This is a genomic window from Mesorhizobium sp. M1252 (assembly GCF_040318265.1).
Taxonomy (GTDB): domain Bacteria; phylum Pseudomonadota; class Alphaproteobacteria; order Rhizobiales; family Rhizobiaceae; genus Mesorhizobium.
In genome coordinates this window covers 100487-127186 of record NZ_JAMYLX010000008.1, presented here as the reverse complement: position 1 = coordinate 127186, position 26700 = coordinate 100487, and the positions used below count along the sequence as shown (strand labels likewise).

At 63.8% G+C, this 26700-nt stretch carries 22 protein-coding genes and 1 pseudogene; 9 read left to right on the top strand and 14 right to left on the bottom strand.

What is annotated here, in order from left to right:
- Positions 1-146 precede the first annotated feature (146 nt).
- From NKH22_RS17820 to cysG, 5 genes are all read right to left on the bottom strand, one after another.
- Positions 147-680 (bottom strand): DUF934 domain-containing protein, encoded by a 534-nt coding sequence (locus NKH22_RS17820; protein ID WP_023691978.1) that lies wholly within the window; start codon positions 678-680, stop codon positions 147-149.
- Positions 681-796: 116 nt separating this feature from the next.
- Positions 797-1561 carry a phosphoadenylyl-sulfate reductase gene (locus tag NKH22_RS17815; protein WP_023691979.1) on the bottom strand — a complete coding sequence of 255 codons (765 nt, stop codon included), beginning with the start codon at positions 1559-1561 and terminating at the stop codon, positions 797-799.
- Complete coding sequence (locus NKH22_RS17810) at positions 1536-3206, bottom strand: nitrite/sulfite reductase (RefSeq protein WP_023683051.1); 1671 nt, start codon at positions 3204-3206, stop codon at positions 1536-1538. Before NKH22_RS17810 ends, NKH22_RS17815 begins: the two co-directional genes overlap by 26 nt.
- A gap of 35 nt (positions 3207-3241) precedes the next feature.
- A complete protein-coding gene (locus NKH22_RS17805; protein WP_023737532.1) occupies positions 3242-3535 on the bottom strand; it encodes a DUF2849 domain-containing protein in 294 nt (97 codons plus the stop codon).
- Positions 3532-4983: a siroheme synthase CysG gene (cysG, locus tag NKH22_RS17800; RefSeq protein ID WP_023704213.1), complete on the bottom strand. Its 1452-nt coding sequence runs from the start codon at positions 4981-4983 to the stop codon at positions 3532-3534. Before cysG ends, NKH22_RS17805 begins: the two co-directional genes overlap by 4 nt.
- Here cysG and NKH22_RS17795 point away from each other — a divergent pair.
- The 3 genes from NKH22_RS17795 (at position 4982) to NKH22_RS17785 (ending at position 7829) form a co-directional block, all read left to right on the top strand.
- Positions 4982-5236 carry a hypothetical protein gene (locus NKH22_RS17795; protein WP_156933432.1) on the top strand — a complete coding sequence of 85 codons (255 nt, stop codon included), beginning with the start codon at positions 4982-4984 and terminating at the stop codon, positions 5234-5236. The genes cysG and NKH22_RS17795 overlap by 2 nt on opposite strands.
- A gap of 165 nt (positions 5237-5401) precedes the next feature.
- Positions 5402-5854, top strand: coding sequence for a baeRF12 domain-containing protein (locus tag NKH22_RS17790; RefSeq protein WP_352762627.1), 453 nt, complete (start codon positions 5402-5404; stop codon positions 5852-5854).
- 184 nt (positions 5855-6038) lie between these two features.
- On the top strand, positions 6039-7829 hold the full coding sequence (locus NKH22_RS17785; protein WP_023754253.1) for a cation:proton antiporter domain-containing protein: 1791 nt from the start codon (positions 6039-6041) through the stop codon (positions 7827-7829).
- 21 nt (positions 7830-7850) lie between these two features.
- Here NKH22_RS17785 and NKH22_RS17780 read toward each other — a convergent pair whose 3' ends face one another.
- Positions 7851-8660, bottom strand: coding sequence for an AraC family transcriptional regulator (locus NKH22_RS17780; protein WP_023754252.1), 810 nt, complete (start codon positions 8658-8660; stop codon positions 7851-7853).
- Positions 8661-8771: 111 nt separating this feature from the next.
- Here NKH22_RS17780 and NKH22_RS17775 point away from each other — a divergent pair, with 111 nt between their 5' ends.
- On the top strand, positions 8772-9692 hold the full coding sequence (locus NKH22_RS17775; RefSeq protein ID WP_352803143.1) for a zinc-binding dehydrogenase: 921 nt from the start codon (positions 8772-8774) through the stop codon (positions 9690-9692).
- Positions 9693-9707: 15 nt separating this feature from the next.
- On the opposite strand, the gene NKH22_RS17770 is transcribed toward NKH22_RS17775, so the two are convergent.
- The 7 genes and pseudogenes from NKH22_RS17770 to NKH22_RS17740 form a co-directional block, all read right to left on the bottom strand.
- Positions 9708-10460, bottom strand: a complete 753-nt coding sequence (locus NKH22_RS17770; RefSeq protein WP_023669777.1) for an SDR family NAD(P)-dependent oxidoreductase — start codon at positions 10458-10460, stop codon at positions 9708-9710.
- Between the two features lie 130 nt (positions 10461-10590).
- Positions 10591-12867, bottom strand: coding sequence for a transglycosylase domain-containing protein (locus NKH22_RS17765; protein WP_352910299.1), 2277 nt, complete (start codon positions 12865-12867; stop codon positions 10591-10593).
- A 204-nt stretch (positions 12868-13071) separates the two neighbouring features.
- Entirely contained in the window at positions 13072-13218 is a 147-nt protein-coding gene (locus NKH22_RS17760) for a hypothetical protein (protein ID WP_023686592.1), read from the bottom strand.
- A 78-nt stretch (positions 13219-13296) separates the two neighbouring features.
- A pseudogene (locus tag NKH22_RS17755) lies at positions 13297-13544 on the bottom strand (GlsB/YeaQ/YmgE family stress response membrane protein).
- Positions 13545-13648: 104 nt separating this feature from the next.
- The gene (locus NKH22_RS17750) at positions 13649-13855 is read right to left on the bottom strand and encodes a hypothetical protein (protein WP_023683046.1); all 207 of its coding nucleotides are present in this window, start codon (positions 13853-13855) and stop codon (positions 13649-13651) included.
- Between the two features lie 80 nt (positions 13856-13935).
- On the bottom strand, positions 13936-14556 hold the full coding sequence (locus NKH22_RS17745) for a ribonuclease D (RefSeq protein ID WP_023669784.1): 621 nt from the start codon (positions 14554-14556) through the stop codon (positions 13936-13938).
- Between the two features lie 77 nt (positions 14557-14633).
- Positions 14634-16019, bottom strand: a complete 1386-nt coding sequence (locus tag NKH22_RS17740) for a M20/M25/M40 family metallo-hydrolase (protein ID WP_352910296.1) — start codon at positions 16017-16019, stop codon at positions 14634-14636.
- Positions 16020-16462: 443 nt separating this feature from the next.
- Between NKH22_RS17740 and polA the strand changes: the two genes are divergently transcribed.
- Positions 16463-19390 (top strand): DNA polymerase I, encoded by a 2928-nt coding sequence (polA, locus tag NKH22_RS17735; protein WP_352910453.1) that lies wholly within the window; start codon positions 16463-16465, stop codon positions 19388-19390.
- Positions 19391-19513: 123 nt separating this feature from the next.
- On the opposite strand, the gene NKH22_RS17730 is transcribed toward polA, so the two are convergent.
- On the bottom strand, positions 19514-19918 hold the full coding sequence (locus NKH22_RS17730) for a Fur family transcriptional regulator (RefSeq protein WP_023669789.1): 405 nt from the start codon (positions 19916-19918) through the stop codon (positions 19514-19516).
- 287 nt (positions 19919-20205) lie between these two features.
- Here NKH22_RS17730 and NKH22_RS17725 point away from each other — a divergent pair, with 287 nt between their 5' ends.
- The 4 genes from NKH22_RS17725 to NKH22_RS17710 all read left to right on the top strand — a co-directional run bounded on the left by NKH22_RS17725 (position 20206) and on the right by NKH22_RS17710 (position 26653).
- A complete protein-coding gene (locus NKH22_RS17725; protein ID WP_352910293.1) occupies positions 20206-22425 on the top strand; it encodes a caspase family protein in 2220 nt (739 codons plus the stop codon).
- A gap of 89 nt (positions 22426-22514) precedes the next feature.
- A complete protein-coding gene (locus tag NKH22_RS17720; RefSeq protein ID WP_027049727.1) occupies positions 22515-22907 on the top strand; it encodes a hypothetical protein in 393 nt (130 codons plus the stop codon).
- Entirely contained in the window at positions 22904-23617 is a 714-nt protein-coding gene (locus NKH22_RS17715) for a DUF4760 domain-containing protein (RefSeq protein WP_352910290.1), read from the top strand. Before NKH22_RS17720 ends, NKH22_RS17715 begins: the two co-directional genes overlap by 4 nt.
- Before the next feature lie 57 nt (positions 23618-23674).
- A complete protein-coding gene (locus NKH22_RS17710) occupies positions 23675-26653 on the top strand; it encodes a hypothetical protein (RefSeq protein ID WP_352910287.1) in 2979 nt (992 codons plus the stop codon).
- The last annotated feature ends 47 nt before the right edge of the window (positions 26654-26700 follow it).

The following is a 26700-nucleotide window of genomic DNA, read 5'->3' as shown; positions in this document are numbered from 1 at the left end:
TTTTCGGCGATCATGATGGACGGTGCATTGGTGTTGCCGCCGATGAGCGCCGATTCCTCCCTCGCGGCCGGCGGATATTTCCGTCCGGAGAGCCAGGAGAAGGCCCGATCACAGTCTTTGTAAAGACAGGCGAAATTACCGCTGAGTCAGATGTTGCGAACGCGCCGCCAGGAGTATTTCGGCCCCTTCGGCTCCGACGCTTCGGTCGGCTGATAGTAAAGGCCCAGCCCGCCTGTGCGGCCTTCTTCGAGGCGCTTCAGCAGAACCGGGTTGGAGATTTCGAACTCGTCGAAGCCGAGGCGCAGCATATGCGGCAGCTGGTCAACGAGCACCTGGCCAGTGGCGCGGACCGCGCCCTCGAAATGGTAGCGGCTGCGCAGCAATTCGCCCTTGGAAAACGAGCGGCCGTCGCTGAAGGCCGGGAAGGCCAGCGCCACCAGCGACAGCTGGTCGAGCAGATCCACAATCTTTTCCAGCTGGTCGCCGGGCTGCAGCGCGACGCCAAGCCGCTCCTTGGCCGAGCGCCGCACTTCGGCATCGAGGCCGAGAAATGCCTGCAACGGCAGGATGAAGCGGCCATTGCCCGCCAGTGCATCCGCACTTTCGGCATGTGTCCACTCGTCCTCGCGAAAACCCGTCCGGGTCCAGAGGCGGGTCTCCGCTGTCGTCGGTTCAGTCATCGAAAATTCCTAAAAGCCCCAAAATCGAAGTCCGCGAAAGCCGGTCCACACGAAACCGGCGGCCTCCGGGCGGAAGCCGCCGTTGCAGGCCAACCTCACCTGAATATCACCATAGCTTAAAGGGATGCGTCGGTCAGCGACACTTCCAGTCCCGACAGATGGATGCCGCACTCGGTCTTGGCATGACCGGCCCAGCGTCCGCTGCGCGCATCTTCGCCCGGCTGCACCGGCTGCGTGCATGGGAAGCAGCCGATCGACAGATAGCCGTACGCAACCAGCGGATTTTCGCGCAACGCATGCGCGCGCATGTAGTCGGCCTGATCGGATGTCGTCCAGTGCGCCAGCGGATTGATGCGTACGCGCGGGCCGACCGCCTCGAACACCGGCAGCGCGGCTCGCGTCGCCGCCTGGAAGCGCTTGCGGCCGGTCAGCCAGGCCCGGAAGGGGGCGACGCCGCGCGCCAGCGGCTCGACCTTGCGCACGTCGCAGCAGGCATCGGTGTTGCTCTGGTGCAGATTGCCGGTCGGATCGACCCGTTCGAGCGCTGCGTCTTCGGGCTTGATCACCCTGATGTTGGTCAGCCCGAAATCGGCGACCAGCGCATCGCGGTAGCCCAGCGTCTCTTCGAAATGCTTGCCGGTGTCCAGGAAGATGACCGGCAGCGTGCGGTCGACCTTGGCGATCATATGCAGCAGGACGGCGGAATCCGCGCCGAAGGACGACACGGCGGCGATCTCGTCATGAAACAATTCGCTCGCCGCGCGTTCGATGATGTCGAGCGGGCTCAGATGTCCATACAGCGCGTCGAAGCCCGCCGCTTTGGCGGCGATGCTGTCGTCGACGTCGAGGATGCGGTCAAGCGGCCTTGGTTTCGCCAGCATAGAGCGCCTCCTTGAACGGCGCGGGACCGACACGGCGGTAGGCGTCGATAAAACGTTCACTGGGACCGAGCCGAAGGCCGAGATAGGTGTCGACGATCTGCTCGATGGCGTCGGTGATCTCTTCCGAAGAGAAGCCGCGGCCGATGATTTCGCCAACCGAGGTGTTCTCGTCGGCCGATCCGCCAAGCGTCACCTGGTAGAGCTCGGAGCCCTTCTTCTCGACGCCGAGGATACCGATATGGCCGACATGGTGGTGGCCGCAGGCATTGATGCAGCCGGAAATCTTCAGCTTCAATTCGCCGATCTCGCGCTGCCGCTCCAGCGAGGCGAAGCGAAGCGAAATCTCCTGCGCGATCGGGATCGAGCGCGCCGTCGCCAGCGCGCAATAGTCGAGGCCAGGGCACGCGATAATATCGCTGATCAGGTTGGAATTGGCCGTCGCCAGACCAATATCGACCAGCGCATCATAGACAGCCTTGAGATCGGCGCGCGCCACATGCGGCAGGATCAGGTTCTGCTCATGGCTGACGCGCAGTTCGTCGAACGCGTATTTCTCGGCGATGTCGGCGACCGCTTCCATCTGGCTGTCGGTGGCATCGCCCGGCACCTCGCCGATGCCTTTCAGCGAGATCGTCACCGCGGCATAGTCAGGATGGCGATGCGTCACGACATTCTGGTCGAGCCAATCCGAGAAGCTTTTGGAATCGAGCCGCGCCAGCTTGATCGCCGCGTCGCCTTCCGGCCGGGCGGTCAGTGCCGGCGGCGCGAAATAGGCGTCGATGGCACGGATGTCGGCTTCCGGCAGCTTCAGCTCGGCGTCCTTCAGCTCCTGCCATTCGGCCTCGACCTGGCGGGTGATTTCCTCGACGCCTGTCTCGTGGACGAGGATCTTGATGCGCGCCTTGTACTTGTTGTCGCGGCGGCCATAGAGGTTGTACACGCGCAGGATCGCCGTGCAGTAGGAAAGCAGGTCGGCTTCCGGCAGGAAGTCGCGGATCTTGCGCGCCACCATCGGCGTGCGGCCCTGGCCGCCACCGACATAGACGGCAAAGCCGAGCTCGCCGGCAGCGTTCTTCTTCAGATGCAGACCGATATCATGCGTCTGGATGGCGGCGCGGTCGCGCTCGGCCCCGGTCACCGCGATCTTGAACTTGCGCGGCAGGAACGAGAATTCCGGATGCACAGACGACCATTGCCGCAGGATCTCGGCATAGGGGCGCGGATCGGCGACCTCGTCGGCGGCGGCGCCGGCGAAATGGTCGGCGGTGACGTTGCGGATGCAATTGCCGCTGGTCTGGATGGCATGCATCTCGACGCTGGCGAGATCGGCCAGGATCGCCGGAATGTCGGACAGCGCCGGCCAGTTGAACTGGATGTTCTGGCGCGTGGTGAAGTGGCCGTAGCCCTTGTCGTATTTGCGCGCGATGTGGCCGAGCATGCGCAGTTGCGCGCTGTTCAGCGTGCCATAGGGCACCGCGATGCGCAGCATGTAGGCGTGCAGCTGCAGGTAGACGCCGTTCATCAGCCGCAGCGGCCGGAACTGATCCTCGGTGATCTCGCCGGACAGGCGGCGTTCGACCTGGTCGCTGAACTCGGCGACGCGGGCCTGGACAAAATCGTGGTCGAACTCATCGTAGCGGTACATGTTTCGTCTTTCAGGGCGCGTCCGCCCGTATTTTGTTAAGCTGCCCGCGCAGCCTGCTTGCCCAGATCTTCCCGGATGGTCGGGCCGGCGGCGCGGATCTTTTCGCGCAGCCGCACCGGCACGACGACGCCATTGACGACTTCAGCGTCGATCAGATTCACGTCGACAACCTGATTGTTGGCGTTGGCCTTGGCGCCGATTGCTTCCAGCCTGTCCTCTGCCGCTTGGTCATGGGCAAGGTCGGCATGGTCGACCGTCTCGGCCCAGCCGCCATCGGCATACCAGACGGCGATGCCGTCGGAGAGGCGGTTTGCGGTCAGTATCTTCATGGCTCGACCTCTGCGTCGGCCGCGTTGGCGGCGCCCTCATAGTTATGTGCCGCGAGCGGCTCGGAACGTTCAAAGTTGGCGCCGGCAACCGCGTCGCCGATGATGGTCATCACCGGACCGGCCAGATCGGCGCGCTCTTCCAGCGACGGCAAATCGGCCAGTGTGCCGTGGAAACGGCGGCGGTTCTGCAAGCTGGCATTCTCGACCACGGCAACCGCCGTGTCCGGCGACAGGCCGGCCTCGATCAGCCGTCCGGCGACTTCGGCGGCGACCGAGCGGCCCATATAGACGGCTACGGTGGCGCCGGAAATGGCGAGCTTGGCCCAATCCGGCAGCGAATTGCCCTTCAGATCATGGCCGGTGGTGAACACCATCGACGAGGAGACGCCGCGCAGCGTCAGCGGCAGCTCGAAATCGGCGGCGGCGGCAAAGGCGGCGGTGACCCCGGGAACGACATCATAGGCGATGCCGGCATCGCGCAGTGCGGCCATCTCCTCGCCGGCGCGGCCGAACACCAGCGGGTCGCCCGACTTCAGCCGCACGACGCGCTTGCCCTGCCTGCCGAGATCGACCAGCAGCGCATTGATCTCGGCCTGGCTCTTGGTGTGGCATCCCTTGCGTTTTCCGACCGGCAGCCGCTCGGCGTCGCGGCGGCCCATGGCGACGATCGCCTCCGGCACCAGCGCGTCATAGACGATGACGTCGGCTTCCATCAAAAGCCGATGCGCGCGCAGCGTCAGAAGATCCTCAGCACCTGGCCCGGCGCCAACCAACGCGATATGGCCCGAAGCCGGAGCCTTCGACAGCAACAGATCGGCGGCGGCGTCATGCGCCTGCGAAAGCTCGCCGGCTTCGACGGCGCGCGCCGGTGCACCCTGGAAAAAACTGCTCCAGAACTGGCGGCGGGCGTTGCCTTTCGGCAGCAGCTTTTCGGCGGCACCCCGGAACGAGGCGGCAAGCGCTGCCAGCGGCCCGAGCGACGGCGACAGCATGCGGTCGATGCGGCTGCGCAGCATCTGCGCCAGCACCGGACCCGCGCCTTCCGTGCCGATGGCGATGGCGACCGGGGCGCGGTTGACCAGCGCCGGGGTGAAGAAATCGCATAGCTCCGGCCGGTCGACGGCATTGACCGGAATGCCAAGGCGGCGCGCATCGTGGGCGACGCGGCGGTCGAGCGTCTCGTCGCCGCTGGCGGCAAACACCAGGACCGCGCCTTCGAGATGCGCGGCGTCGTAGGGGGCGTCGATACGGATGGCGCCGGTCGTGGCGATGAAGCTCAGCAATTCGGCGTCGGCAACATCGGCAATGATGCGAAGCACAGCACTCGACTGATCAAGTAGCCGCGCCTTGGCCAACGCTTCGCCTCCGCCGCCGACGATGGCCACGGCTTCGCCTTCGACCCGCATGAAGACCGGGAACGCGGTGAGCTTGGGATTGGTGTGCGGCATGACGAACAGATTCCGGAACAATTCGGCAGTTTTAGGCGCGGACGCGAAAAAGCTGAAGGAACCCACTCGCGCATCCCCTGACGGGAGGCAATCGGTTTTCCGCAAGCCAAAGGGCCAAGAGAAAAATATTCCACATCCGCATATCAGGCGGATTCAAGCTGCTGCCGCAGGCTTTGTTCTGCGGCTCTTTTATCCGGGAGCCGGCCAAGCTGCAAAATTATTTTTTCTAAATTCTACCAATCTAGTAGATTAAAGCCGTCACCTCGGACATTGCTCCGATAGACGATAGATCGGGCTTGATATGGCTGCGTGCGATCTCGGCGAACGAAGTGGAACGTTCCCGCTTCGCCACGCGTTCTGCCCCTGCCGTAACAGACAATCGTCGGCTGGATTTGAACCTTCAAGCAGGAGCCCGCAAATGAGCAAGATCAACCTGAAACATGGCCTTCTGGTCATGGTGGCCGATGGCGAGAAAGCGCTGTTCCTGAAGAACGAGGGCGACAATCTCTATCCGCACCTGCAGCTCTTCCAGGAGATGAACCAGGGCAATCCGGCAACGCGCGAACAAGGCAGCGACAGTCCCGGCCGCTACAATGACGGCCCCTCCGTGCATCGCAGCGCGGTTGAGGAAACCGACTGGCACCGGCAGGGCAAGGAACGCTTTGCCGAAGAGATCGCGGACCGGCTCTACAAGCTCGCCCATCACGGCATCTTCGACGACATCGTGCTGGTCGCGCCGCCGCTGGTGCTCGGCACCATGCGCAAGAAATTGCACAAGGAAGTCACCGACAAGGTGCAGGCGGAGATCCCAAAGACACTGACCAACCGCCCGCTGATCGACATCGAGGCCATGCTGCAGCAGGCAGCCTGACCCTATCTCATAGATCATTCGCGCGCGCAGCGTTTTCGCTGCGCGCGCCTTTCGTTTTTCGGCGCCTCTGGCCACCAATTTACGTCTCGCGGGTTGCGTCGCCCGCACCCCCTCCACCATATTGCAAAGGCGGCGGCTGCGGGCGGCGCACACCCGACATTTCCCGAAAGGCGCTCCATAGACAATGCCGCATGACACGCCCCTTATCGCCACCATCGTCGCCGGTCTGGGGCTGGCATTCATCTTCGGGGCGCTCGCCAACCGTTTTCGCATCCCGCCGCTGGTCGGCTATCTCGTCGCCGGCGTGCTGGTTGGACCGAACACGCCGGGTTTCGTCGCCGATGCCGGTCTTGCCAATGAGCTGGCCGAAATCGGCGTCATCCTGCTCATGTTCGGCGTCGGCCTGCATTTCTCGCTGAAGGATCTTCTCTCCGTCCGCGCCATCGCCGTACCCGGCGCCATCGTCCAGATCGGCTTTGCCACCGCGCTGGGCGCCGGCCTTGCCTGGATGCTCGGCTGGTCGATGGGCGCAGGCCTCGTCTTCGGCCTGGCGCTTTCCGTCGCGTCCACAGTGGTGCTGTTGCGCGCGTTGCAGGAGCGACGGCTGATCGAGACCGAGCGCGGCCGCATCGCCGTCGGCTGGCTGATCGTCGAGGACCTCGCCATGGTGCTGGCGCTGGTGCTTTTGCCGGCGTTGGCCGGCGTGCTCGGCGGCCAGCCGCAGGTCGATGACCATGCGAGCCTTTTGTCGCTGCCGGCCAGCTTCGGCATCTGGGGCGTCGTCGGCCTCACGCTGGCCAAGGTCGTCGCCTTCGTCATCGTCATGCTGGTGGTTGGCCGCCGCGTCATTCCGTGGATCCTGCATTACGTCGCCCATACCGGCTCGCGCGAACTGTTCCGGCTGGCGGTGCTGGCGATCGCGCTCGGCGTCGCCTTCGGCGCCGCCAAACTGTTCGGCGTCTCGCTGGCGCTCGGTGCCTTCTTCGCCGGCATGATCATGAGCGAATCCGAGCTCAGCCACCGCGCGGCGGAGGAATCACTGCCGCTGCGCGACGCCTTCTCGGTGCTGTTCTTCGTCTCGGTCGGCATGCTGTTCGATCCGTTCAGCCTGATGAGCAATGGCTGGCCGATCCTGGCGACGCTGGCCATCATCGTCATCGGCAAGTCGCTGGCCGCCTTCGTTATCGTCATCGCCTTCCGCTATCCGCTGGGAACCGCCTTGATGATCTCGGCCAGCCTCGCGCAGATCGGCGAATTCTCCTTCATCCTGGCGGAGCTCGGCGTCGGGCTGAAGCTGTTGCCCGAACAGGGACGCGACCTGATCCTGGCAGGCGCCATCCTGTCGATCCTGGTCAATCCGCTGATGTTCCTCGCCCTCGACTGGATGAAGCCATGGCTGGACGCGCGCGCCGCCAAGGCAGCACCACCGGAAGAGGCCAAGCCGGTCGGCCCGGCGACGCAGCCCGGACAAGTGGCCTCGGTGGCCGCCGCGGCAAAAGAGAATGGCCCACCGCCACGCACAACGCTTTCGGGCCACACCATCCTGATCGGCTACGGCCGCGTCGGCAGCCTGGTCGGCGCGGCGCTGAAACAGGCATCGCTGCCCTTCCTGGTCATCGAGGACGCCGACAAGACGCTGGCGAGGCTCAGAGACGACGGCGTCGAAATCGTCTCCGGCAATGCGGCCAATGGGGGCGTGTTTGCCGCCGCCAATCCGCAGGGGGCCAAACGCTTGATCCTTGCCATCCCCAACGCGTTCGAGGCCGGGCAGATCGTGCTCAGGGCACGCGCCGCGAATCCCGGCATCAACGTCATAGCGCGGGCCCATTCCGATGCCGAGGTCGAGCACCTGATGGGGCTCGGCGCCGACACCGTCATCATGGGCGAACGCGAGATCGCCCGCGGCATCGTGCAAGAAGTGCTGGAGCAAAAGCCGATGCCGCGCCCCGAAGCCATTGAGCCCTCCCCGGCCTGAGGCTTGCCACAGGCGCATCGATCATCCAACGAAGGCGGAGCCGCCATTGTGCGCGACGCTGGCGAGATACTTTGCCGGCGGCTTGCCAAGCGCCTTCTTGAACATGGTGATGAAGGCGGTGACGGAGCCATAGCCAAGATCGCCTGAAACCTGCTGCACGCTGGCACCCGAGGCCAGCTCCCTTATGGCGACGATCAGGTGCAATTGCTGGCGCCAGCGGCCGAAGCTCAGGCCGGTCTGCTTCACGATGAGACGGGCGAGGCTGCTTTCTGAGAGCGCAACACGGTTGGCCCACTCGGCAAGCGTGCTGCGATCGGCAGGGTTCTGCGCCAACGCTTCGGCGATCCGCCGCAAGCGCGGCTCGGCGGAGATCGGCAGATGCAGCTGCTGGACAGGCATGCGCGGCAGTTCCGAAAGCAGGATCGTGGTCAAGAGCCCGTCCCTCGCCTCATCTTCCTCCACGCGATCGGCCAGCTCGATGATCAGTTCGCGCAACAATGGCGAGATCGACAGCGTGCAGCACCGGTCCGGCAGATCGGCGGCTCCCGGCTCGATATAGACGAAGAAGATCCGCGCATTGGCGGTCGCGATGTTGCTGTGTTCCATACTGCCAGGAATCCACACACCGCAATGCGGCGGCACCATCCACAGGCCGCTCGGGACGCGGCAAGTGACGCCACCGCCGAGCGCGAAGACGAGCTGGCCCTTGCGGTGCCAATGGGCGGCGACTTCCGCTTTGGTTTCGGTGACATCGACGCGCACGGCAATCGCAGGTGCCTGCACATCATCGACATCGAAATTGACCCAGGGGTAGCGGAGCGGCTGCCTCATGATTGATGGCTTTTAGCGACTATTCGCGGTGATAGCTAAATTCTTTGATGCGGGGAGTCGATAGACTCTGGTTCGTGGCTGGCATGTCACAAACCGGCAGGAAGGCTTCCCATGCGCGCGCTTGTCATCTCTCCCGAGAGCATCACCCGGATCAGTCTCGCCGAGGTCGAGGACCCTCGGCCCCTCCCCAACGAAGCGCTTGTCTGCGTCCACGCAACCTCCTTGAACCGCGGTGAATTGCGCCTGCTCACCATACGCCCGGAAGGCGGGATACCTGGCCAGGACGTGGTTGGAGTAATCAAGCGGGCGGCAGCCGATGGCTCCGGGCCTGCCGTCGGCGCCCGGGTTGTGGCTTTGGTCGACGAGGCCGGCTGGGCCGAACAGGTCGCCGTTCCGACCGACCGCCTCGCCGTCATCCCGGACGAGGTCAGCTTCGGGTCCGCCGCCACGCTTCCGGTCGCGGGCACGACGGCTCTCAGGGTCTTGCGCCATGGCGGCGACCTCGCGGGACAGCAGGTGTTGATCACCGGCGCCAGCGGCGCGGTCGGCCGTTTCCAGATCCAGATCGCCCGCGAGCAAGGCGCCGCGGTGATTGCAATCGCCGCCGCCCGGCACGCCGAGGATCTCCGCGGTCTTGGTGCTCACGAGGTCGTCGAGTCGATCGAACTGGCCGAAGGGCCATTCTCTCTGATCACCGAGTCGGTCGGCGGCCAAAGCCTCGCCCATGCCATCGACCGCGTCGCCCCCGGCGGCACCATCGTCATGTTCGGTTCGAGCAGCAGCGAACTCACGCCGGTTGGCTTCAGACAGTTCGTTCCGGGCCATGAGGGAGCGAGGCTTCAGACTTTCGCCTACTACACATCCGGTCCAGCCATTGGCGCGGACATCGCCTCGCTGCTCGCTCTGGTCGCGGCTGGCCGGCTGGAAACCCGTGTGTCCATGACCGTGCCGTGGACAGACATCGCCCAGGCTCTGGACGCCCTGCGACAGCGCAGCTTCAGCGGCAAGGCTGTTCTCACCATCGCCGAATGAGCAGTCTGTCAGTGCTCAGACGTGCTGGCCGCCATTGATGTGGATTTCCGAGCCCGTCACATAGGACGCCTGCTGCGAGCACAGGAAGAAGATGATGTCGGCGACTTCCGAGGTGGCGCCAAGGCGCCTGAGTGGGATCGTCTCGACGATCTTGTCGGTGCCAGGCGACAGGATCGCGGTGTCGATCTCGCCCGGCGCAATCGCATTGACGCGGATGCCGTGCGGGCCGAAATCATGCGCCATCTCGCGCGTCAGCGAGCCGAGCGCCGCCTTCGAGGTCGCATAGGCGGTGCCGGCGAAAGGATGCACGCGCGTGCCGGCGATCGAGGTGACGTTGACGATCGAACCTTTCGCTGCAGCAAGCTCCTTGAAGAGGCCCCGCGCGAGCATGATCGGCGCGAAGAAATTCACCTGGAACACATCGCGCCAGACATGCATCGGCGTGTCGATCGAATCCATGCGGCTGTTGCCGTCCTTGAGCTTCGGCGAAATGCCGGCATTGTTGACCAGCGCGTGCAATTGCCCGCCATGCGCTTCCAGCCGGTGACGGATCTCCGAGACGGCGATGCCGACATCCTCCTGGTCGGCGAGATCGACCTTGATGTGGTCCTCTGGGCCGGCCGGCCACGGGCAATCCTCGGCAAAAGCCTGGCGCGAACAGGTGATGACCCGCCAGCCCTCACGCGAAAAGCGCTTGACCGTGGCATGGCCGATGCCGCGGCTGGCTCCGGTCAGCACGATGGTTTTTCTGGTGTCGGTCTCAGCCATGTCTGTCACTCCGGCCGGAGATGTAGCCGAATGCGGCGGAGGTGGCGAGAGGCCGAATTGTCAACTCAGCTCTCATATGAGGAACGGATTGCCAGCTCGCCATTGGTTTGAAGCCAGAATGACGAGCCGCTCAGCCGCCGCCGAGAATATCCAGGATTGAGGTTTTCCGCTTCTTGGCCGGGCCGCCGACGCTGCCCGGCGGTACCGGGTGCTTGATCGAGGCCGTGGTGCCGCCGTCGCCCGGCATGTCGAAGCCGTCGGCATCGACCGTTTCGGCCGGACGGCGGACCGGTGCTTGTGCGGGTACAGCAGCAGGTGCCGGCGCGGCAGCAGGCTCCGAACGGCTGACGGCCACGGCAGGCAACGGCGCCGCCTGATTGTTATCGACTGACGGAATATCGTCGGGCACGATGGTGTCGGGCGGCGTCGATTTCCAGGTCCCGGGCAGCGGCCTGACCGGCACGCCTTCATGCGCCGCCACCATGAATTCGTGCCAGGCCTGTGCCGGCAGCGCGCCACCGGTGACCTTCTTCATCGGCGTGCCGTCATCATTGCCGAACCATACGCCGGTGGTGAGGTTTGCGGTGTAACCGACGAACCAGGCGTCGCGCGAATTCTGGCTGGTTCCGGTCTTGCCGGCAGACGGCCAGGCGAAGGCCGCCTTCTTCGCCGTGCCGATCTCGACCGTGCCGGTCATCATCGAGTTCATCATGCCGACAATGTTCTGCTTGACGACGCGCGGCGCGCTGCCGCCATTGTCGTCATAGAGCACCTTGCCTTCGGTCGTGGTGATGCGGCGGATGAAATGGATGTCGGGCTTGTAGCCGCCATTGGCGAACGGCACATAGGCCGATGTCAGCTCCAGCGGCGTCACCTCCGAAGTGCCGAGCGCGATCGAGGTGTTGGCGATCAGATCGGACTGAATGCCCATACGGTGCGCCGCCTCGACCACGGCGTCGGGCCCGACTTCCATGGTCAGCTGTGCGGCGACGGAATTCAGCGACTTCGCCAAAGCGGTCGCCAACGTCACCTTGCCGAAATACTTGCCGCCGTAATTGTCCGGTGTCCACTTGCCGATCTTGATCGGTGCGTCGTTGCGCACGCTGTCGGGCGTGCGGCCGGCTTCCAGCGCGGCCATATAGACGAACGGCTTGAACGCCGAGCCCGGCTGGCGGCGTGCTTCGGAGGCGCGGTCGAACTGGCTGGTCGAATAGTCGTAGCCGCCGACCATGGCGCGCACGGCGCCGGAATTGTCGATCGAGACCAGCGCGCCTTGGCTGACATTGAGCTTCTTGCCGCTCTCGTCGATCAGCCGGCGGATCGACTGTTCGGCGAGCTTCTGCAGGTTGAGGTCGACGGTGGTGTCGACGACGATGTCGCTGCGCACGTCACCAATCAAATCGGGCAATTCTTCCATGATGGTGTCGGCGACATAGTTTTCCGAGCCGGTCCAATAGGATGGCGCGCGCGTTGCCGGCGCGCTCATCGCCGAGGCCAGTTCCTTGGCGCTGATCTTGCCTTCGTCGCGCATGGCGGCCAGCACCAGTTGCGAGCGCTCCTCCGCCGCCTTCGGATCCCGCGCCGGCGACAGTCGCGACGGCGCCTTCAAGAGGCCGGCGAGAAGGGCCGCCTCCGACAGAGTGACATCGCGCGCGCTCTTGCCGAAATAGCGACGCGAGGCCGCCTCGACGCCATAGGCGCCGGAGCCGAAATAAACCCGGTTGAGGTACATTTCGAGGATCTGGTCCTTGGTATGCTTGTGCTCCAGCCAGAGCGACAGCAGCACTTCCTGCACCTTGCGCTCCAGCGTGCGGTCGGGCTTCAGGAACAGGTTCTTGGCCAGCTGCTGGGTCAGCGTCGAGCCGCCCTGCGAGAAACGCCGGCCCAGAACATTGGTCACCATGGCGCGCGATAGGCCGATCGGGTCGATGCCGAAATGCGAATAGAAGCGGCGATCCTCGATGGCGATGACGGCTTCCGGAATGTAGGGCGACATTTCGTGCAGGCCGACCGCCTCCCCGCCGCTCATGCCGCGGTTGGCAAGCAGTTGCCCGTCGACCGAGACGATCTTGATGTTGGGCGCGCGGTCGGGGATCGACCAGGTGGTGGCCGCCGGCATCTTGGCGCCGTAATAGATGACAATGCCGGCCACCGCGATGCCGCCCCAGATGCAGAGCACGAAGCACCAGTAGAACATCCGCGCCATCACGCCGAACAGCCCGCGCCGGGGTTTGCCGCGCTTGCCGCGTGACGATGATTTTGCCTTGGAGGTTTTGCGCGCCGAAGATGATTTGCGATTGGCCGGCACGACCCGATCCTCCTCGTTCACCGAAAAACCGGCCGCGGATTTCGCCTTTGGCGATCCCTCGAAGCTGGGTTCGATGCGACTGTCTCTGCGGTTCGCCATGCGTTGCGCTGTCTTCCCGGTGTCAATGGCGCTCGGGTTGGAGGGTAGATGCGGCGGTTTAAGGGCGCGTTAAAGCAGGGTTTATGCACCCTTCTGAAATTCCTTAAGAATTTCTAAAATCCGCTGCCGCCAACTGGGTCCGAAAGCCGCATCCTCGCGGCCTGTCTGCCGCAAAAGGCAGAGGCCCTGGCTACCCCGAATATTTCAATTCTGCTGGATCGAAATGCCCTTGTCGTCGATCTTCAGTTCGACGCCCTTGGGCTTGGTCTGTTCGTGATAGACATATGCACCGAGCGCGATGACCACGACAACGAGCGCGCCGACAAGGAGATAGAGAGTGTTCTGTTTCACGGCGCGCTCCTTTGGCAGCAATTCCAGGAAAGCACAGGCTTTCTCCTGAGGAATTGCGTTGAATGAAAACTTAGAGCGTCAAGCTCGCTTCAGAACCTTGACCAGCACCAGCAGGATGACGGCGCCGATCGTGGCGTTGATGATGGCAGCCAGAATGCCGCCGCGAAGCCGAGCCTTGGAAATAGCCAGCCGGCGATCAGGGCGCCGATAATGCCGACGATGATGTTGCCGATGAGGCCGAAGCCGAAGCCCGAGACGATGAGGCCGGCGAGCCAGCCGGCAATGGCGCCGATGATGATGAAGATGAGAAGGCTTTCGATGCCCATGACGCGTTCCTCCAGGAAGAGAGGCTACGGAGCGGAAGGCCCCGAATCGGCCTCGATATCAACGACTTCAGGCTATGCGAAAGCAGTTGCACCCGCCAGGACGCTCATTGGTCGTCGTCATCGTCGCTGGAGACTGGCCGCCAGCTGGTCGGGTCGACCTTTTTCTGGGTATCGCTGTCGGTGTAGACCCACCAGGCGCCGTCGCGATATTGCCCGACGGATTCGCTGACGACGCCGGCGCCGTCCTTCCACAGGACAGTGACCTTGGATCCATCCGTCGGGGCGGTCGCTATCGGTTTGCGGTCTGCCACGTCATCCCCCTCATTGAGTCGACAGAACGCCACGACGCGTGTCTGGTTGCAAGGCTGCCGGAAGAGTTATCCGAAGGCCATCAGCTGTGGGCAAAAATATCCTCTTCGTCCCAACCCATCAAATCGAGCTTGGCACGCGTCGGCAGGAAGCGGAAGCAGGCGTCGGCTTCCTTGGTGCGCCCGTCCCGCGCCAGGCGTCCAGCCAGCACCTCGCGCAGACGGTGCAGATAGAGAACGTCGGAAGCGGCATATTCGAGCTGTTCGGGCGACAGGGTCTCGGCCGCCCAGTCCGACGATTGCTGCGCCTTCGACAGGCCGACGCCGAGCAGTTCGAAGCAGATGTCCTTCAGCCCGTGCCGGTCGGTATAGGTGCGGGTCAGCCGCGAGGCGATCTTGGTGCAGAACACCGGCTCGGGCATCACCCCAAATGCATTGTACAGCACGGCGAGGTCGAAACGGCCGTAATGGAAAAGCTTGGTGATGCCGCGGTTGCGCAGCAGGCTGACGAGGTTCGGCGCTTTCTTCTGGCCGGGCGCGATCTGGATCACGTCGGCGGAGCCATCGCCCGGAGAGATCTGCACCACGCACAGCCGGTCGCGGTGCGGGTTCAACCCCAGCGTCTCGGTATCGATGGCCACCGCGTCGACATTGTAGTGGGCGAGGTCGGGCAGATCGTTCTTGTGGAAGCGGATGTCGGGCATAGTTGTCTCCGGATCGCGGCGTAACTCGTCCTCGCCGCGATCCGCTGAAAAATCAACAAGAAAACTTCCCAGCCTCCTCAGCGCGTCAGCGCATCGAGAATGCGCGCCCAGGAGCGCTGGCCCTTGTGGAAGGAGGTCAGCTCGTATTTCTCGTTGGGCGAGTGGATGCGATCGTCGTCGAGGCCGAACCCGACCAGCAGCGATTCCATGCCGAGATAGGTCTGGAAGTCGCCGACCACCGGTATCGAGCCGCCGCTGCCCGTCGTCACCGCTGGCTTCGGCCATTCATCCGACAGCGCAGTCTTGGCCTTGGCCAGGAATGGCGAGTCGTAGGAAAGCTGAATTGCCGGCCCGCCGCCATGCGGGTGGAATTCGACCGAACAGTCCCCGGGAATGCGCGTCTTGACGAATTTCCGGAAAGCGGCGCGGATCTTCTCGGGGTCCTGCTTGTGGACGAGGCGGAAGGAGATTTTGGACGACGCTTCCGCCGCGATCACCGTCTTGAACCCCTTGCCGGTATAGCCGCCGATGATGCCGTTGAACTCGGCCGTCGGCCGCGCCCAGGTCAGTTCCATCACCGAGCGGCCTTTTTCGCCCGACGGGATCGACAGGCCGATCGGTCCGAGGAAGGTTTCGGCGGTCTCGCCCAGAGTTTCCCATGATTTCAGGATCTGCGACGGCGTTTCCTCGACCCCGTCATAGAAGCCGGGAATGGTGATGTGGCCGTTCTCGTCATGGATGTCGGCGAGGATTTTCGCCAGGATGCGGATCGGGTTGGCGGCGGCGCCGCCATAGAGGCCCGAATGCAGGTCGCGATCGGCGGCCTTGACCGTGACCTCCTCGCCGACCATTCCGCGCAGCGAAACGCAGATCGACGGCGTTTCGCGGTCCCACATGCCTGTGTCGCAGACCAGAGCGAAATCGGCCTTGAGCTCATCGGCATTGGCCTCGAGGAACGGCTTGAGCGACGGCGAACCTGACTCCTCCTCGCCCTCGAACAGGATGGTGATGCGGCAGGGCAGATTGCCATGCACCTGCTTCCAGGCGCGGCAGGCCTCGACGAAGGTCATCAGCTGCCCCTTGTCGTCGGCCGAGCCACGGCCGGTGATTACCTTGTGACCGGGCTCGATCTCCTTGACCGCCGGCGCAAACGGGTCGTTCTCCCAAAGCTCGATCGGATCGACCGGCTGCACGTCGTAATGGCCGTAAAACAGCACATGCGGCGAACCGGCGGGGGCTTCATGGTGCGCAACCACCATCGGGTGTCCCGGCGTGTCGCGCACCGAAGCGTCGAAGCCGATCAGCTTGAGGTCCGCCACCAGCCATTCGGCGGCCTTGCGGCAGTCGGCGGCATAGTCGGAATCGGTCGAGATCGACTTGATGCGAAGCAGGCCGAACAGGCGCTCCAGGCTATGGTCGAGATTTTTGTCGAGACGGTCTAGGACGGAGGAAATGGTGGACATTACTGCGGGCCTTTCTTTTCGGTGCCGGGACCGTAAAGGCAGCGCATCAAAACGAAAAGCCCGCGATCGTTGGACCACGGACCGTAAACACTTGTCAGAAGGCAAAAAAGAACCGCCGTGGTGGAGGGGAACCACGGCGGTCTTTTACTCGAAACGATGCGGCAGCCCGGAGAGGGGGATAGGCTGCCGCAATTGTCCGGGATAGGCGGGGGACGGGCCTTGCTCCGGACTCGGCGAAAACTGCCGATGACCCTTATTTGTGTCTCGGATCGTGGCGTTTCAAGGGCACAAAAATTACACTTTTGTAACATAGCCGTGAGCGCCGAGGCAAACAGCAGCAGGACCTATCGGCAGGCAGGCTCTGTCAGCATGTCGCCGCAACACCTGTTGGAAGCCCGCCTTTGCCATGGACCGCGCCGTCCTGCCGCGCTATCCCTGCCGGCATGAAAAAAGGCGACCATCTCTTCCTTATCGACGGCTCCGGCTACATCTTTCGCGCCTATCATGCGCTGCCGCCGCTGACCCGCAAATCCGATGGGCTGCCGGTCGGCGCGGTCTCCGGCTTCTGCAACATGTTGTGGAAGCTGATGCAGGACGCCCGCAACACCGATGTAGGCATCGTGCCGACGCATTTAGCGGTCATTTTCGATTATTCGTCGAAAACCTTCCGCAACGATCTCTACCCGGAATACAAGGCCAACCGCAACGCGCCGCCCGAAGACCTGATCCCGCAATTCGGTCTGATCCGCCAGGCAACCGTGGCCTTCAACCTGCCCTGCATCGAGATCGAAGGCTACGAGGCCGACGACCTCATCGCCACTTATGCCAGGCTGGCGTGCGAGGCCGGCGGCGACACCACTATCATCTCCTCTGACAAGGATCTGATGCAGCTGGTCGGACCCACGGTCGGCATGTACGACCCGATGAAGGACCGCCAGATCGGCATCCCCGAAGTCATCGAGAAATGGGGTGTGCCGCCGGAAAAGATGATCGACCTGCAGGCGCTGACCGGCGACTCCGTCGACAATGTGCCGGGCGTACCCGGCATCGGGCCGAAAACGGCGGCGCAGCTTCTGGAACAGTTCGGCGACCTTGACGGGCTGCTCGCCCGGGCCAGCGAGATCAAGCAGGACAAGAGGCGCGAATCCATCATCGCCAATGCCGACAAGGCGCGCATATCGCGCCAGCTGGTGACGCTGAAGAACGACGTGCCGGTGACAGACGGGCTCGACGATTTCGTGCTGCATGCGCCGGATGGGCCGAAGCTGATCGGCTTTCTCAAAACCATGGAATTCACCTCGCTGACCCGGCGCGTTGCTGAAGCGACCAGCACCGAAGCCGGCGATGTGCAGGCTGTCGCCGTCACCGTCGAGCGCGCCGACACCGCGCACGGCCCCGATGTCGGTTCCGGCATAGCGGCGCCTGCGGCAACACAGGATGAAGCCAAAACCGAAACCGCCAGGGCCGGCGACGCCCCTTCGCTGCTTGCCGCACTTCGCCTGGAAACGGCCGCTGCGGCCAAAATCGATCCCGCCGCCTATGTCGCCATCCGCGACACGGCGACGCTCAAGACCTGGCTGGCCCAAGCCAAGGAGACCGGGATCGTCGCCTTCGACACCGAAACCACGTCTTCCGATCCGATGCTGGCCGACCTCATCGGTTTCTCCCTGGCGATCGGCCCCGGCCGCGCCGCCTATGTGCCGCTCGCCCACAAGAGCGGCGCCGGCGACCTGCTCGGCGGCGGCACGCTGGAGAACCAGATTCCGGTCCGCGAGGCGCTGGCGCTGCTGAAGCCGCTGCTGGAAGACAAATCGGTGCTCAAGATCGCCCAGGACGCCAAATACGACATCGTCGTCATGAGCCGCCACGGCATCGATATCGCACCCTTCGACGACACGATGTTGATTTCCTATGTGCTCGACGCCGGCACCGGCCACCACACTTTGTCCTCGCTTGCCGACAAATGGCTCGGCCATGCCACGACGCCGCTCAAGGATCTCGCCGGTTCAGGCAGAAGCTCGGTCGGCTTCGACCAGGTCGACATCGACCGGGCGACCACCTACGCCGCCGGCCATGCCGACGTGACGCTGCGGCTGTGGCAGGTGCTGAAGCCGCGGCTTGCCGCCAAGGGCCTCGTCTCGGTCTATGAGCGGCTGGAGCGGCCGCTGGTGCCGGTGTTGGCCCGGATGGAACAGCGCGGGATCTCGGTCGACCGCCAGATCCTGTCGCGGCTCTCCGGCGAGCTGGCACAAGGCGCTGCACGGCTGGAGGAGGAGATCTACCGCCTTGTCGGCGAGCGCATCAACATCGGGTCGCCAAAGCAACTCGGCGACATCCTGTTCGGCCGCATGGGCCTGCCCGGCGGCTCCAAGACCAAGACCGGGCAATGGTCGACCTCCGCGCAGCTTCTGGAAGACCTCGCCGCCGAAGGCCACGAACTGCCGCGCAAGATCGTCGACTGGCGTCAGCTGACCAAGCTGAAATCGACCTACACCGACGCGCTGCCCGGCTTCATCCATCCCGACACCAGGCGCGTGCACACCTCCTATGCGCTGGCCGCAACGACGACGGGCCGGCTGTCCTCCTCCGATCCCAATCTGCAGAACATCCCGGTGCGCACCGCGGAGGGACGCAAGATCAGGACGGCCTTCATCGCCGACAAGGGCCAGAAACTGGTCTCGGCCGACTACAGCCAGATCGAACTGCGCGTGCTTGCCCACGTCGCCGAGATCCCGCAGTTGAAGCAGGCCTTCGCCGATGGCGCCGACATCCACGCCATCACCGCCTCGGAAATGTTCAACGTGCCGGTCGAAGGCATGCCTTCCGAAGTGCGCCGCCGCGCCAAGGCGATCAATTTCGGCATCATCTACGGCATCTCGGCCTTTGGGCTGGCCAACCAGCTGTCGATCCCGCGCGAGGAGGCCGGCGCCTACATCAAGAAATACTTCGAGCGTTTCCCCGGCATCCGCGACTATATCGAGGCAACAAAAGCCTATGCCCGCGAGCATGGCTTCGTCGAAACCATCTTCGGCCGCCGCATCCACTATCCTGAGATCCGGTCGTCAAACCCGTCGATCCGTGCCTTCAACGAGCGCGCCTCGATCAACGCCAGGCTGCAAGGCACCGCTGCCGATATCATCCGCCGCGCCATGGTGCATATGGACGAGGCGCTGGAAAAGGCCGGCCTGTCCGCCCGCATGCTCTTGCAGGTGCATGACGAATTGATCTTCGAGACGGTTGAAGCGGAAGTCGAGGCGACGATCCCCGTGGTGCGCAGGGTGATGGAGAACGCGCCGATGCCGGCCATCTCGATGTCGGTGCCGCTGCATGTCGACGCGCGGGCGGCGAACAACTGGGACGAGGCGCATTAGCGCCGGTTTCGCCAATCTCCGACGTTGCTGCATGGGCGCAGCGCTTGAACTGCCAATCTCCCCCCTTGCGGGGGAGATGTCCGGCAGGACAGAGGGGGGTGCTGTCCCGCCAGCGTCGAAACGTTAGGCAGCCTCAGCCAGGCACTTGGCACACGTCCCTCGAAACTCGATCACCGCCTTCTTAGCAGCAAACCCGGTCGAGCGCACCCATTCGTCCAGCCGATGGTCGACGTCATGGTCGGACATCTCCATCACCTGCCCGCATGTGTCGCAGATAGCGAAGGCTGTCATCGAATGCGTATGGTCGTGCGGTTCGGCGCAGGCGACGAAGGAGTTGAGGCTTTCCAACCGGTGCACGAAGCCTGACTTCACCAGGCTGTCGAGCGCCCGGTAAACCTGTAGCGGCGCGCGGAAACCGCGCTCGCGCAGCTGGTCGAGAAGCGTATAGGCGCTGAGCGGTCCGCTGGCGGCCTCAAGCTTCTCGAGCACGCTCAGCTGATTCTTCGTCAGCACATCCCTTGCCGCCATGATCCCGTTTTCCGATCGTTTAGTGCATGATGCCGAAAAGTGTGAAGCGGTTCTCGGACGACATCATGTTCTATCCTGTTTGATCCAGCGCCGCTCGCAATCAATGCGGCGGTCTCAATTCCCTTGAGATAGCGATGAAGCGGGCTTTTTGCCACTGTTTCCGTTATCGCCATCGACACCATGACCACCACCGCCGATTGACGGCACCGACCACATTCAAAATACTGACAAAATTCGCGACGAAAGGTGCCGCACTTGCAAATTCGGTCGGGCTTGGGGAAGCAATTATGATCAAACTGACACGACGGACGCTGCTCGTCGGCACGTCGGCGCTTGTGGCTGCCGGTAATGTCTCGTTCCGCGCTCTCGCCGCCTCGCGCACCTATCACGCGCTGCTGGTTGCCTGCACCGACTATCCGAACCTGCCGCAGAAGAACTGGCTGATCGGGCCGAAGAACGATGCCGGCCTGGTGCGCGACTATCTCCTGAAGAACACGCCCGATCCGGTGAAGTTCTCGGCCGAGAATGTGATCCTGCTCGCCAAGGACGTCGAAGGCGCCAACGGCCCGCCGACGCATGCGGCGATCAAGGCCGCCCTTGCCGACCTCGCCGGCAAGGTGCAACGCGACGATTTCGTCTATCTGCATCTGTCGGGCCACGGCGCCCAGCAGCCGCAGGCCAAGGCCGGCGACGAGACCGACGGCCTCGACGAGATTTTCCTGCCCTCCGATATCGACAAATGGATCAACCGCGAAGAGGGCGTGCCGAACGCGCTGGTCGACAACGAAGTCGGCGCCGCACTCGACGCCATCCGCAACAAGGGCGCCTTTGTCTGGGTGGTGTTCGACTGCTGCCATTCCGGCACCGCGACGCGCGCCGCGGAAGTCGATGACGAACTGGAGCGCAAGGTCGAGTTCGCCGACCTCGTCGGCGGCGACGACGCGGCGAGAGCAGCCGCGGTGAAGGCCTATGACGACATCTCGGCAAGCGCATCGCGCGGTTTCGACGAGAATGGCGGCCGCAAGCCGGCCTTCAACCTGACGCCGACCGGCGCAGAGCCAATTGCCCGGGGCAAGCTGGTCGCCTTCTATGCCGCGCAGACGGTCGAGACGACGCCGGAAATGCCGCTGCCCAAGGGCACGCCCGACGCGCCGCGCTTCGGCCTGTTCACCTTCACGATCCTGTCGAAATTGGCCGAGAACCCCAACGTCACCTATCGCCAGCTCGGCCAGGCCGTGCTGCAGCAATATTCGGCCGATGGCCGCACAAGGCCGACGCCCCTGTTCGAGGGCGAACTGGACGCCCGCGTGTTCGGCACCGACAAGACCGACGCCGTCATGCAATGGCCGATTGCCGTCAAGGACGGCGATGCCGCGATCGGCGCCGGGCTGCTGCAGGGTCTGACCCCCGGCAGCAAGCTCGCCATTTTGCCTTCGGCGCTGTCGAATCTCTCCGACGCCGTCGGCTATCTCGAAGTGAAATCGGCAAAAAACCTCGAAAGCCAGCTCGCACCGGTCGAATTCGACGGCAAGCCGGCGCTTGCGCCGACGGCGGTGCCCGCCGGCGCCTATGCGCGCGTTGCCGAACTCGCAGTCGACTACAAGCTGCTGGTGGCAAAGCCGGCGCCGACCGCAGGGCTCGAAAAAGAAACCGAGCTGGTCAATTCGGTTCTGGACGAATTGGTGGCGAAGCCGAAGTCCGGCTTTCACATCGCGCTGGTCGAGCCCGGCAAGAGCGCCGATCTGCGGCTTGCGGTGCTGCGCGAAAAATCCATGGACGGCGCTGCCGCCAACGCCAGCGACGAACCGGCGCTGTGGTTCCTGCCGGCGTCCGGCGACATCAGCTTGAAGGACGGCAGCAAGCCGCCGCGCGTCGTCATCCATCAGGATGGCCGCGACAAGCTTGCGGAAAACACAGCCAAGACCCTGACCACGATCTTCCGCGCCACCGGCCTGTCGCGGCTCGCCGCGGCGTCCGACTACCGGCCGGACGAGGTCAGCGTCCAGTTCCTGATCAAGCGCCAGGACAGCGATGCGCTGGAGCCGATCGAATCGTCAACGGTGCCGCGCGTTTCGCCGGGCGATCAGGTACACATTGCGGCCAAGAACGAGTCCGACGAGTTCGTCGACATCAACGTGCTGTATATCGGCAGCGACTATTCGATCACCCACATCGTCGCCGAGCGGCTGGCCCCGATCAATCAGCAGGCCGATCAGGGCCTGAAGGAAGGGCTGCTCGCCTTCACCGACACCAGCTTCGGCATGGAGCGAATGATTGCCGTGCTGACCGAGGCGCCGCCGCAAAGCGAGAAAGAGGATCTGAGCTTTCTTGCCCAGGAAGGCGTGCGCGCCGTGACGCGTGCCGCATCGGGAACGCCTGGTTTTTCCGACATGCTGGCCGACATCGGCATGGCGCCGGCGACGCGCTCGGTGATGCGGCTTGCCGACAAGAGCGGTCCCAAAGGCGCGGTGATGATCTTCCCGATGGAGACGGTGCCCCGCGCCTGACCTGACATCGCTTCGCCGGCTCTTGCCGGCGTGATATATGAACATTCCCGGCTCGCGACACTTCTATGCGCCGCGGCCGGATGCAACAGATGAGGACATCAGTGACTATCCCCGTGCTCTCCTGGCGTGCAGCGACGGTCGGCCTTGCCGGCAGCCTGTTGCTGGTTGCCAGCGCCTCGGCGGACGAGAATTGCGGCCTCTGCGCCAAGCAGATCGTCACCAATTCCGAGCTCGCCACCTGCTTTCTCGACCAGTACGACCAGATCGCCAAGACCGGCAACACGGCCGTTGTCGTCGATCTCTCCAGCTGCGCCTCGCGCGGCGTGGTCGAGCCCTTGCCGTCACCCAGCAAGGCGGCTGCCGAACCGGACGTGCAGTTCATGATTTCGCGCACGCAGCTCGATTGCCTGAAAAAGAAGCTGGAGACACCCGGCATCGTGCTCGATCCCACCGCCATCATCCAACTGGACAGCTGCGGATGAAAAAGCCGGGGGGCACTGCAACGCAGAAATCGCCGGCCACATCGGCGCCTCCGCCGGCCAAGAAGCCGGCGACCTTGCCCGAAACCACCGAAGGCTTTCCGTGGCCGAGCAGTCACGAGATCAAGAAGGAAGCCAACCCCTTCACCGACCGCGACTGGCGCATGCTGATCTACGCCTGGTCGGGTCTCGCCGTGCGCCTGGCGATCGTCTTCACCCTGGCCTTCTCGGTCTTCCAGTTTCTCGCAAACCAGGAACAGAAGCGCGTCGAGCAGACGATGTCGCTGGTCGAGCTTTGGGAAAGCAAGGATTTTCAGCAGGCGCAGCGCGCGCTCAAGGAGCGCCTCTCGTCGCTCAACGCCAAATACGACAATCTGCTCAGCGCCACGCCGTCGCCGACCGAGGAACAGGTCTTCCGGCAACGCATTGGCATCGAGGCGATGACTGCCGGCGGCGGCACCATGCCGAGCGCCGATTTCAACGACAATTTTGATCGCATCGTCTATTTCCTCAATCGTCTCTCCATCTGCGTTGAGGGCAAGCTCTGTTCGCGCGATGTCGCCGATGCCTATTTCCGCGACTATGCGGTGTCGTTCTGGAGCTATTTTGCCGGCTACATCGAAAAAGAACGCAAGGCCGGTTCCGCCAGTTATGCCCAGGCGATCGAGAATTATGTGCGTCACGGGTCGCCGCCGTCCGCCGTCTCCAAATAGCGGCGCAACAAGGTGCCGGTCAGCTCCCATGCCCTGCGTGCTTTCCGGTGGCTGGTCATGCTCGGTCTTCTGGCGCTGGCGTCGGTCGCCCGTGCCGAGGACCTCGATTTCCATCTCGATCTCAACACCGGCGGCCACAGCGCCAGGGTCACCGACCTTGCCTTCACGCCGGACGGCGAGGAACTGGTCTCCGCATCTGACGACAAGACCATCCGCATCTGGGACTGGCAGAGCGGGGTGACGCTGCGCACCATTCGCGGCTATCTTGGCAATGGCAATGACGGCAAGGTCTTTGCGATTGCCGTGTCGCCGGATGGCAAGACGATCGCCGCCGGCGGTTATTTCGGCGCCGGCATCGGCGACAAGGCCCCTTATGGCGATATCAGGCTGTTCGATTTCGCCACCGGCAAGATCAAAACCGTGCTCAAGGCCGCCGACTATGCCATCTATGATGTCGCCTTTTCACCCGACGGAAACACGCTCGCCGCCGGCGGTGGCGATGGTTTCGTCTACCTCTGGCGGGCGGACGACAAATCCGCGTCGGGCTGGACGCTGGCGGAAAAACTCGATGCCGATTCCTGGCGTGTGGAAAAGCTCGCCTTCGCCGCTGCGGGAACCCGGCTGGTGGCGACGACCACCGACAACGGCATAAGGCTCTGGGATGTGGCCAAGGCTGAGGAAATCGCCTTGCCGACCGAGGCCGAACCGCTGCGGGATGTCGGCGTCGCCGCACTCGCCGTGTCATTGGATGGCAGCCTGTTTGCCACTGGCAGCAAGGACGGTGACGTCCAGCTCTGGCGGGCCAGCGACGGCAAATTCGTCCGCGCCATGCCGAAGCAGGATTTCCAGATCGGCGCTCTGAGCTTCGCCACGGGTTCGCGGCTTGTTGCGTCATGCAGCTATCGCTGCGCCGACAAGCATCGCTCGGCGGTCTGGAATATCGACAGCGGCGAGCAACTGCTCGACTATAACGGCCATGACGGCACGGTCTTTGCTGGCGCCGGCAATGCCGACGGCTCGCTGGTGGCGACAGCCGGCGGCACCCGCAACGCCATCCAGGTCTGGAACCCCATGACCGGCGAGCGCAAGGCGCTGCTGCAAGGGGTCGGCGAACCGGTGACGGCGATCGGGATCGATGCGGCGAGCAGCTCCATCGCTTGGGGCAACACCAACCCCTGCCCTGAACGCGTGTCCTGTCCCGAGCTGCAGGGCACGCTGGACAAGGTGCTGGCGCTACCGACGGCCGAGCGGTTCTTCGAGGACCCGGTGGCGTTTGCGGAACAGGGCGCCTATGCCCGCGCGGCACTCGCAGAGGGTGAGTGGTCGCTCCGTGCTGCCCCCGGCGGCAAGGACGGCCTGGAGAATGCCGTGCTCGAAATCGCGAGCGGCGGAAAGGTGATGCACAGCATCGAGAATTCCGCCACCAATGGCTTCGTCCATTCGGCTTACACGCTGATCGGCAATGGGCTTGGCCTGATCACCGGCGGCAGCGACGGCACGCTGTTGGAATACAAAACCGCGACCGCCGATGTATCGGGTGAATTCACCGGCCACACCGGCGAGATCAACGCCATGGTTGCCGCCGAGAAGGAAGGGCTGTTGGTCACCGGCAGCGCCGACCAGACCGTGCGGTTGTGGAATTTGAAGAGCCACAAACTGATAGTGTCGATGTTCTTCGCCGGCTCCGAATGGATCGCCTGGATGCCGCAGGGCTACTATTATTCCTCCGCCGATGGCGACAAGTTGATCGGCTGGCACGTCAATCAGGGCCGCGACCACGAAGGGCGTTTCATCAGCGCCGGCCAGCTGAAGAAATATCTCTGGAGCCCGGAAATGGTGCGCCGGGCCATCATCCTGCGCAGCGCCGAACAGGCGGTCCAGGAAATGCGCCCCGGCGTCGACCGCGAGCTGGAAAAGCTGCTCGAGCGCAAACCGCCGGAATTCGGCATCAAGCTTGCCGCCGACCAGAGCAACGTCCGCGAGGGCTATGTCGCCGTCGAGATTTCGGGCGCGCAGGAAGCCGGCGCCGATGTCGCCGGATTTTCGATCCTGTCGGACAGCCGCAATGTCGGCGATGTCACCGCTCGGTCAATCGATGGCGGCAAGAGCACCATCGTCGAAGTGCCGGTCGAGAATGGCGAAAACACCATTCGCATCACCGGCACCAACGAGTTCGGCTATCTGACCGAGCGCAGTGTCACAGCACTTGCCAGGAAAACCGAAAGTCCAGCCAACAAGGGCAAGCTCTACGTCGCCGTGATCGGCGTCGACAAATATCCTTTCCTCACCGATGCATGCGCTGGCCACGCCTGCGATCTGCGCTATCCCGTCGATGACGCCACTGAATTCCTCAAGGTGATTTCGCAGAAATCCGCGCCCTTGTTTTCGGCGATGGAGACGCTGGTTCTGGTCAACCGCGAAGCGCTGGATGAGGCGCCCGATGCCGGCAAGGACGTTTTCAAGGTCGCCAACGCCGACAGCATCCTGGAGCCGGATTCCGACACGATCGACGACCAGCTCGCCGATTTCCTCGACAAACCCGGCGAGAACGACACCACCATCATTTTCGTCGCCGGTCACGGCATCAACATCGACGAAGACTATTATTTCATCCCCACGGACGGCCGCAAACAGGATCCCGACCGCTGGAAGCGCTCCTCGCTGGTCGACTGGGGCGACATCCAGAAATCGGTTGAGCGGGCCAAGGGCCTGCGCTTCATGCTGCTCGACACCTGCCACGCCGCCAACGCCTTCAACCCGCGCCTGGAAAAAGACGCGCAGGACGCACGCATCGTCGTCTTCTCGGCCACCGCTGCCAACAACACCGCCGCCGAACTGCCCGAGCTCGGCCATGGCGTCTTCACCTATTCGATCCTCGAAGGCCTGCGCGGCCGGGCCAAGACCTCCGACGGCGGCGTGACGCTGTTCGGCCTCGCCGACTACATTTCGCGCGAAGTGCTGCGGCTGACCGCGTCCAAGCAGAAGCCGTTCTACTATGTCGGCGGCGTGGAGAACATTGTGCTGGCTGAGCCGTGAGAGGTCGGCGCCCAGGCACCCCCCTCTGGCCTGCCGGCCATCTCCCC

Coding starts and splice junctions, on each gene's coding strand:
- NKH22_RS17780 (WP_023754252.1), bottom strand. CDS start 8,660: ATGAGGCAGCCGCTCCGCTACCCCTGGGTCAATTTCGATGTCGATGAT.
- NKH22_RS17795 (WP_156933432.1), top strand. CDS start 4,982: ATGACGAACAGATTCCGGAACAATTCGGCAGTTTTAGGCGCGGACGCG.
- NKH22_RS17785 (WP_023754253.1), top strand. CDS start 6,039: ATGCCGCATGACACGCCCCTTATCGCCACCATCGTCGCCGGTCTGGGG.
- NKH22_RS17745 (WP_023669784.1), bottom strand. CDS start 14,556: ATGCCCGACATCCGCTTCCACAAGAACGATCTGCCCGACCTCGCCCAC.
- NKH22_RS17740 (WP_352910296.1), bottom strand. CDS start 16,019: ATGTCCACCATTTCCTCCGTCCTAGACCGTCTCGACAAAAATCTCGAC.
- NKH22_RS17715 (WP_352910290.1), top strand. CDS start 22,904: ATGAAAAAGCCGGGGGGCACTGCAACGCAGAAATCGCCGGCCACATCG.
- NKH22_RS17725 (WP_352910293.1), top strand. CDS start 20,206: ATGATCAAACTGACACGACGGACGCTGCTCGTCGGCACGTCGGCGCTT.
- NKH22_RS17805 (WP_023737532.1), bottom strand. CDS start 3,535: ATGAAGATACTGACCGCAAACCGCCTCTCCGACGGCATCGCCGTCTGG.
- NKH22_RS17765 (WP_352910299.1), bottom strand. CDS start 12,867: ATGGCGAACCGCAGAGACAGTCGCATCGAACCCAGCTTCGAGGGATCG.
- NKH22_RS17720 (WP_027049727.1), top strand. CDS start 22,515: ATGAGGACATCAGTGACTATCCCCGTGCTCTCCTGGCGTGCAGCGACG.
- NKH22_RS17775 (WP_352803143.1), top strand. CDS start 8,772: ATGCGCGCGCTTGTCATCTCTCCCGAGAGCATCACCCGGATCAGTCTC.
- NKH22_RS17820 (WP_023691978.1), bottom strand. CDS start 680: ATGACTGAACCGACGACAGCGGAGACCCGCCTCTGGACCCGGACGGGT.
- polA (WP_352910453.1), top strand. CDS start 16,463: ATGAAAAAAGGCGACCATCTCTTCCTTATCGACGGCTCCGGCTACATC.
- NKH22_RS17810 (WP_023683051.1), bottom strand. CDS start 3,206: ATGTACCGCTACGATGAGTTCGACCACGATTTTGTCCAGGCCCGCGTC.
- NKH22_RS17770 (WP_023669777.1), bottom strand. CDS start 10,460: ATGGCTGAGACCGACACCAGAAAAACCATCGTGCTGACCGGAGCCAGC.
- cysG (WP_023704213.1), bottom strand. CDS start 4,983: ATGCCGCACACCAATCCCAAGCTCACCGCGTTCCCGGTCTTCATGCGG.
- NKH22_RS17730 (WP_023669789.1), bottom strand. CDS start 19,918: ATGGCGGCAAGGGATGTGCTGACGAAGAATCAGCTGAGCGTGCTCGAG.
- NKH22_RS17790 (WP_352762627.1), top strand. CDS start 5,402: ATGAGCAAGATCAACCTGAAACATGGCCTTCTGGTCATGGTGGCCGAT.
- NKH22_RS17710 (WP_352910287.1), top strand. CDS start 23,675: ATGCTCGGTCTTCTGGCGCTGGCGTCGGTCGCCCGTGCCGAGGACCTC.
- NKH22_RS17815 (WP_023691979.1), bottom strand. CDS start 1,561: ATGCTGGCGAAACCAAGGCCGCTTGACCGCATCCTCGACGTCGACGAC.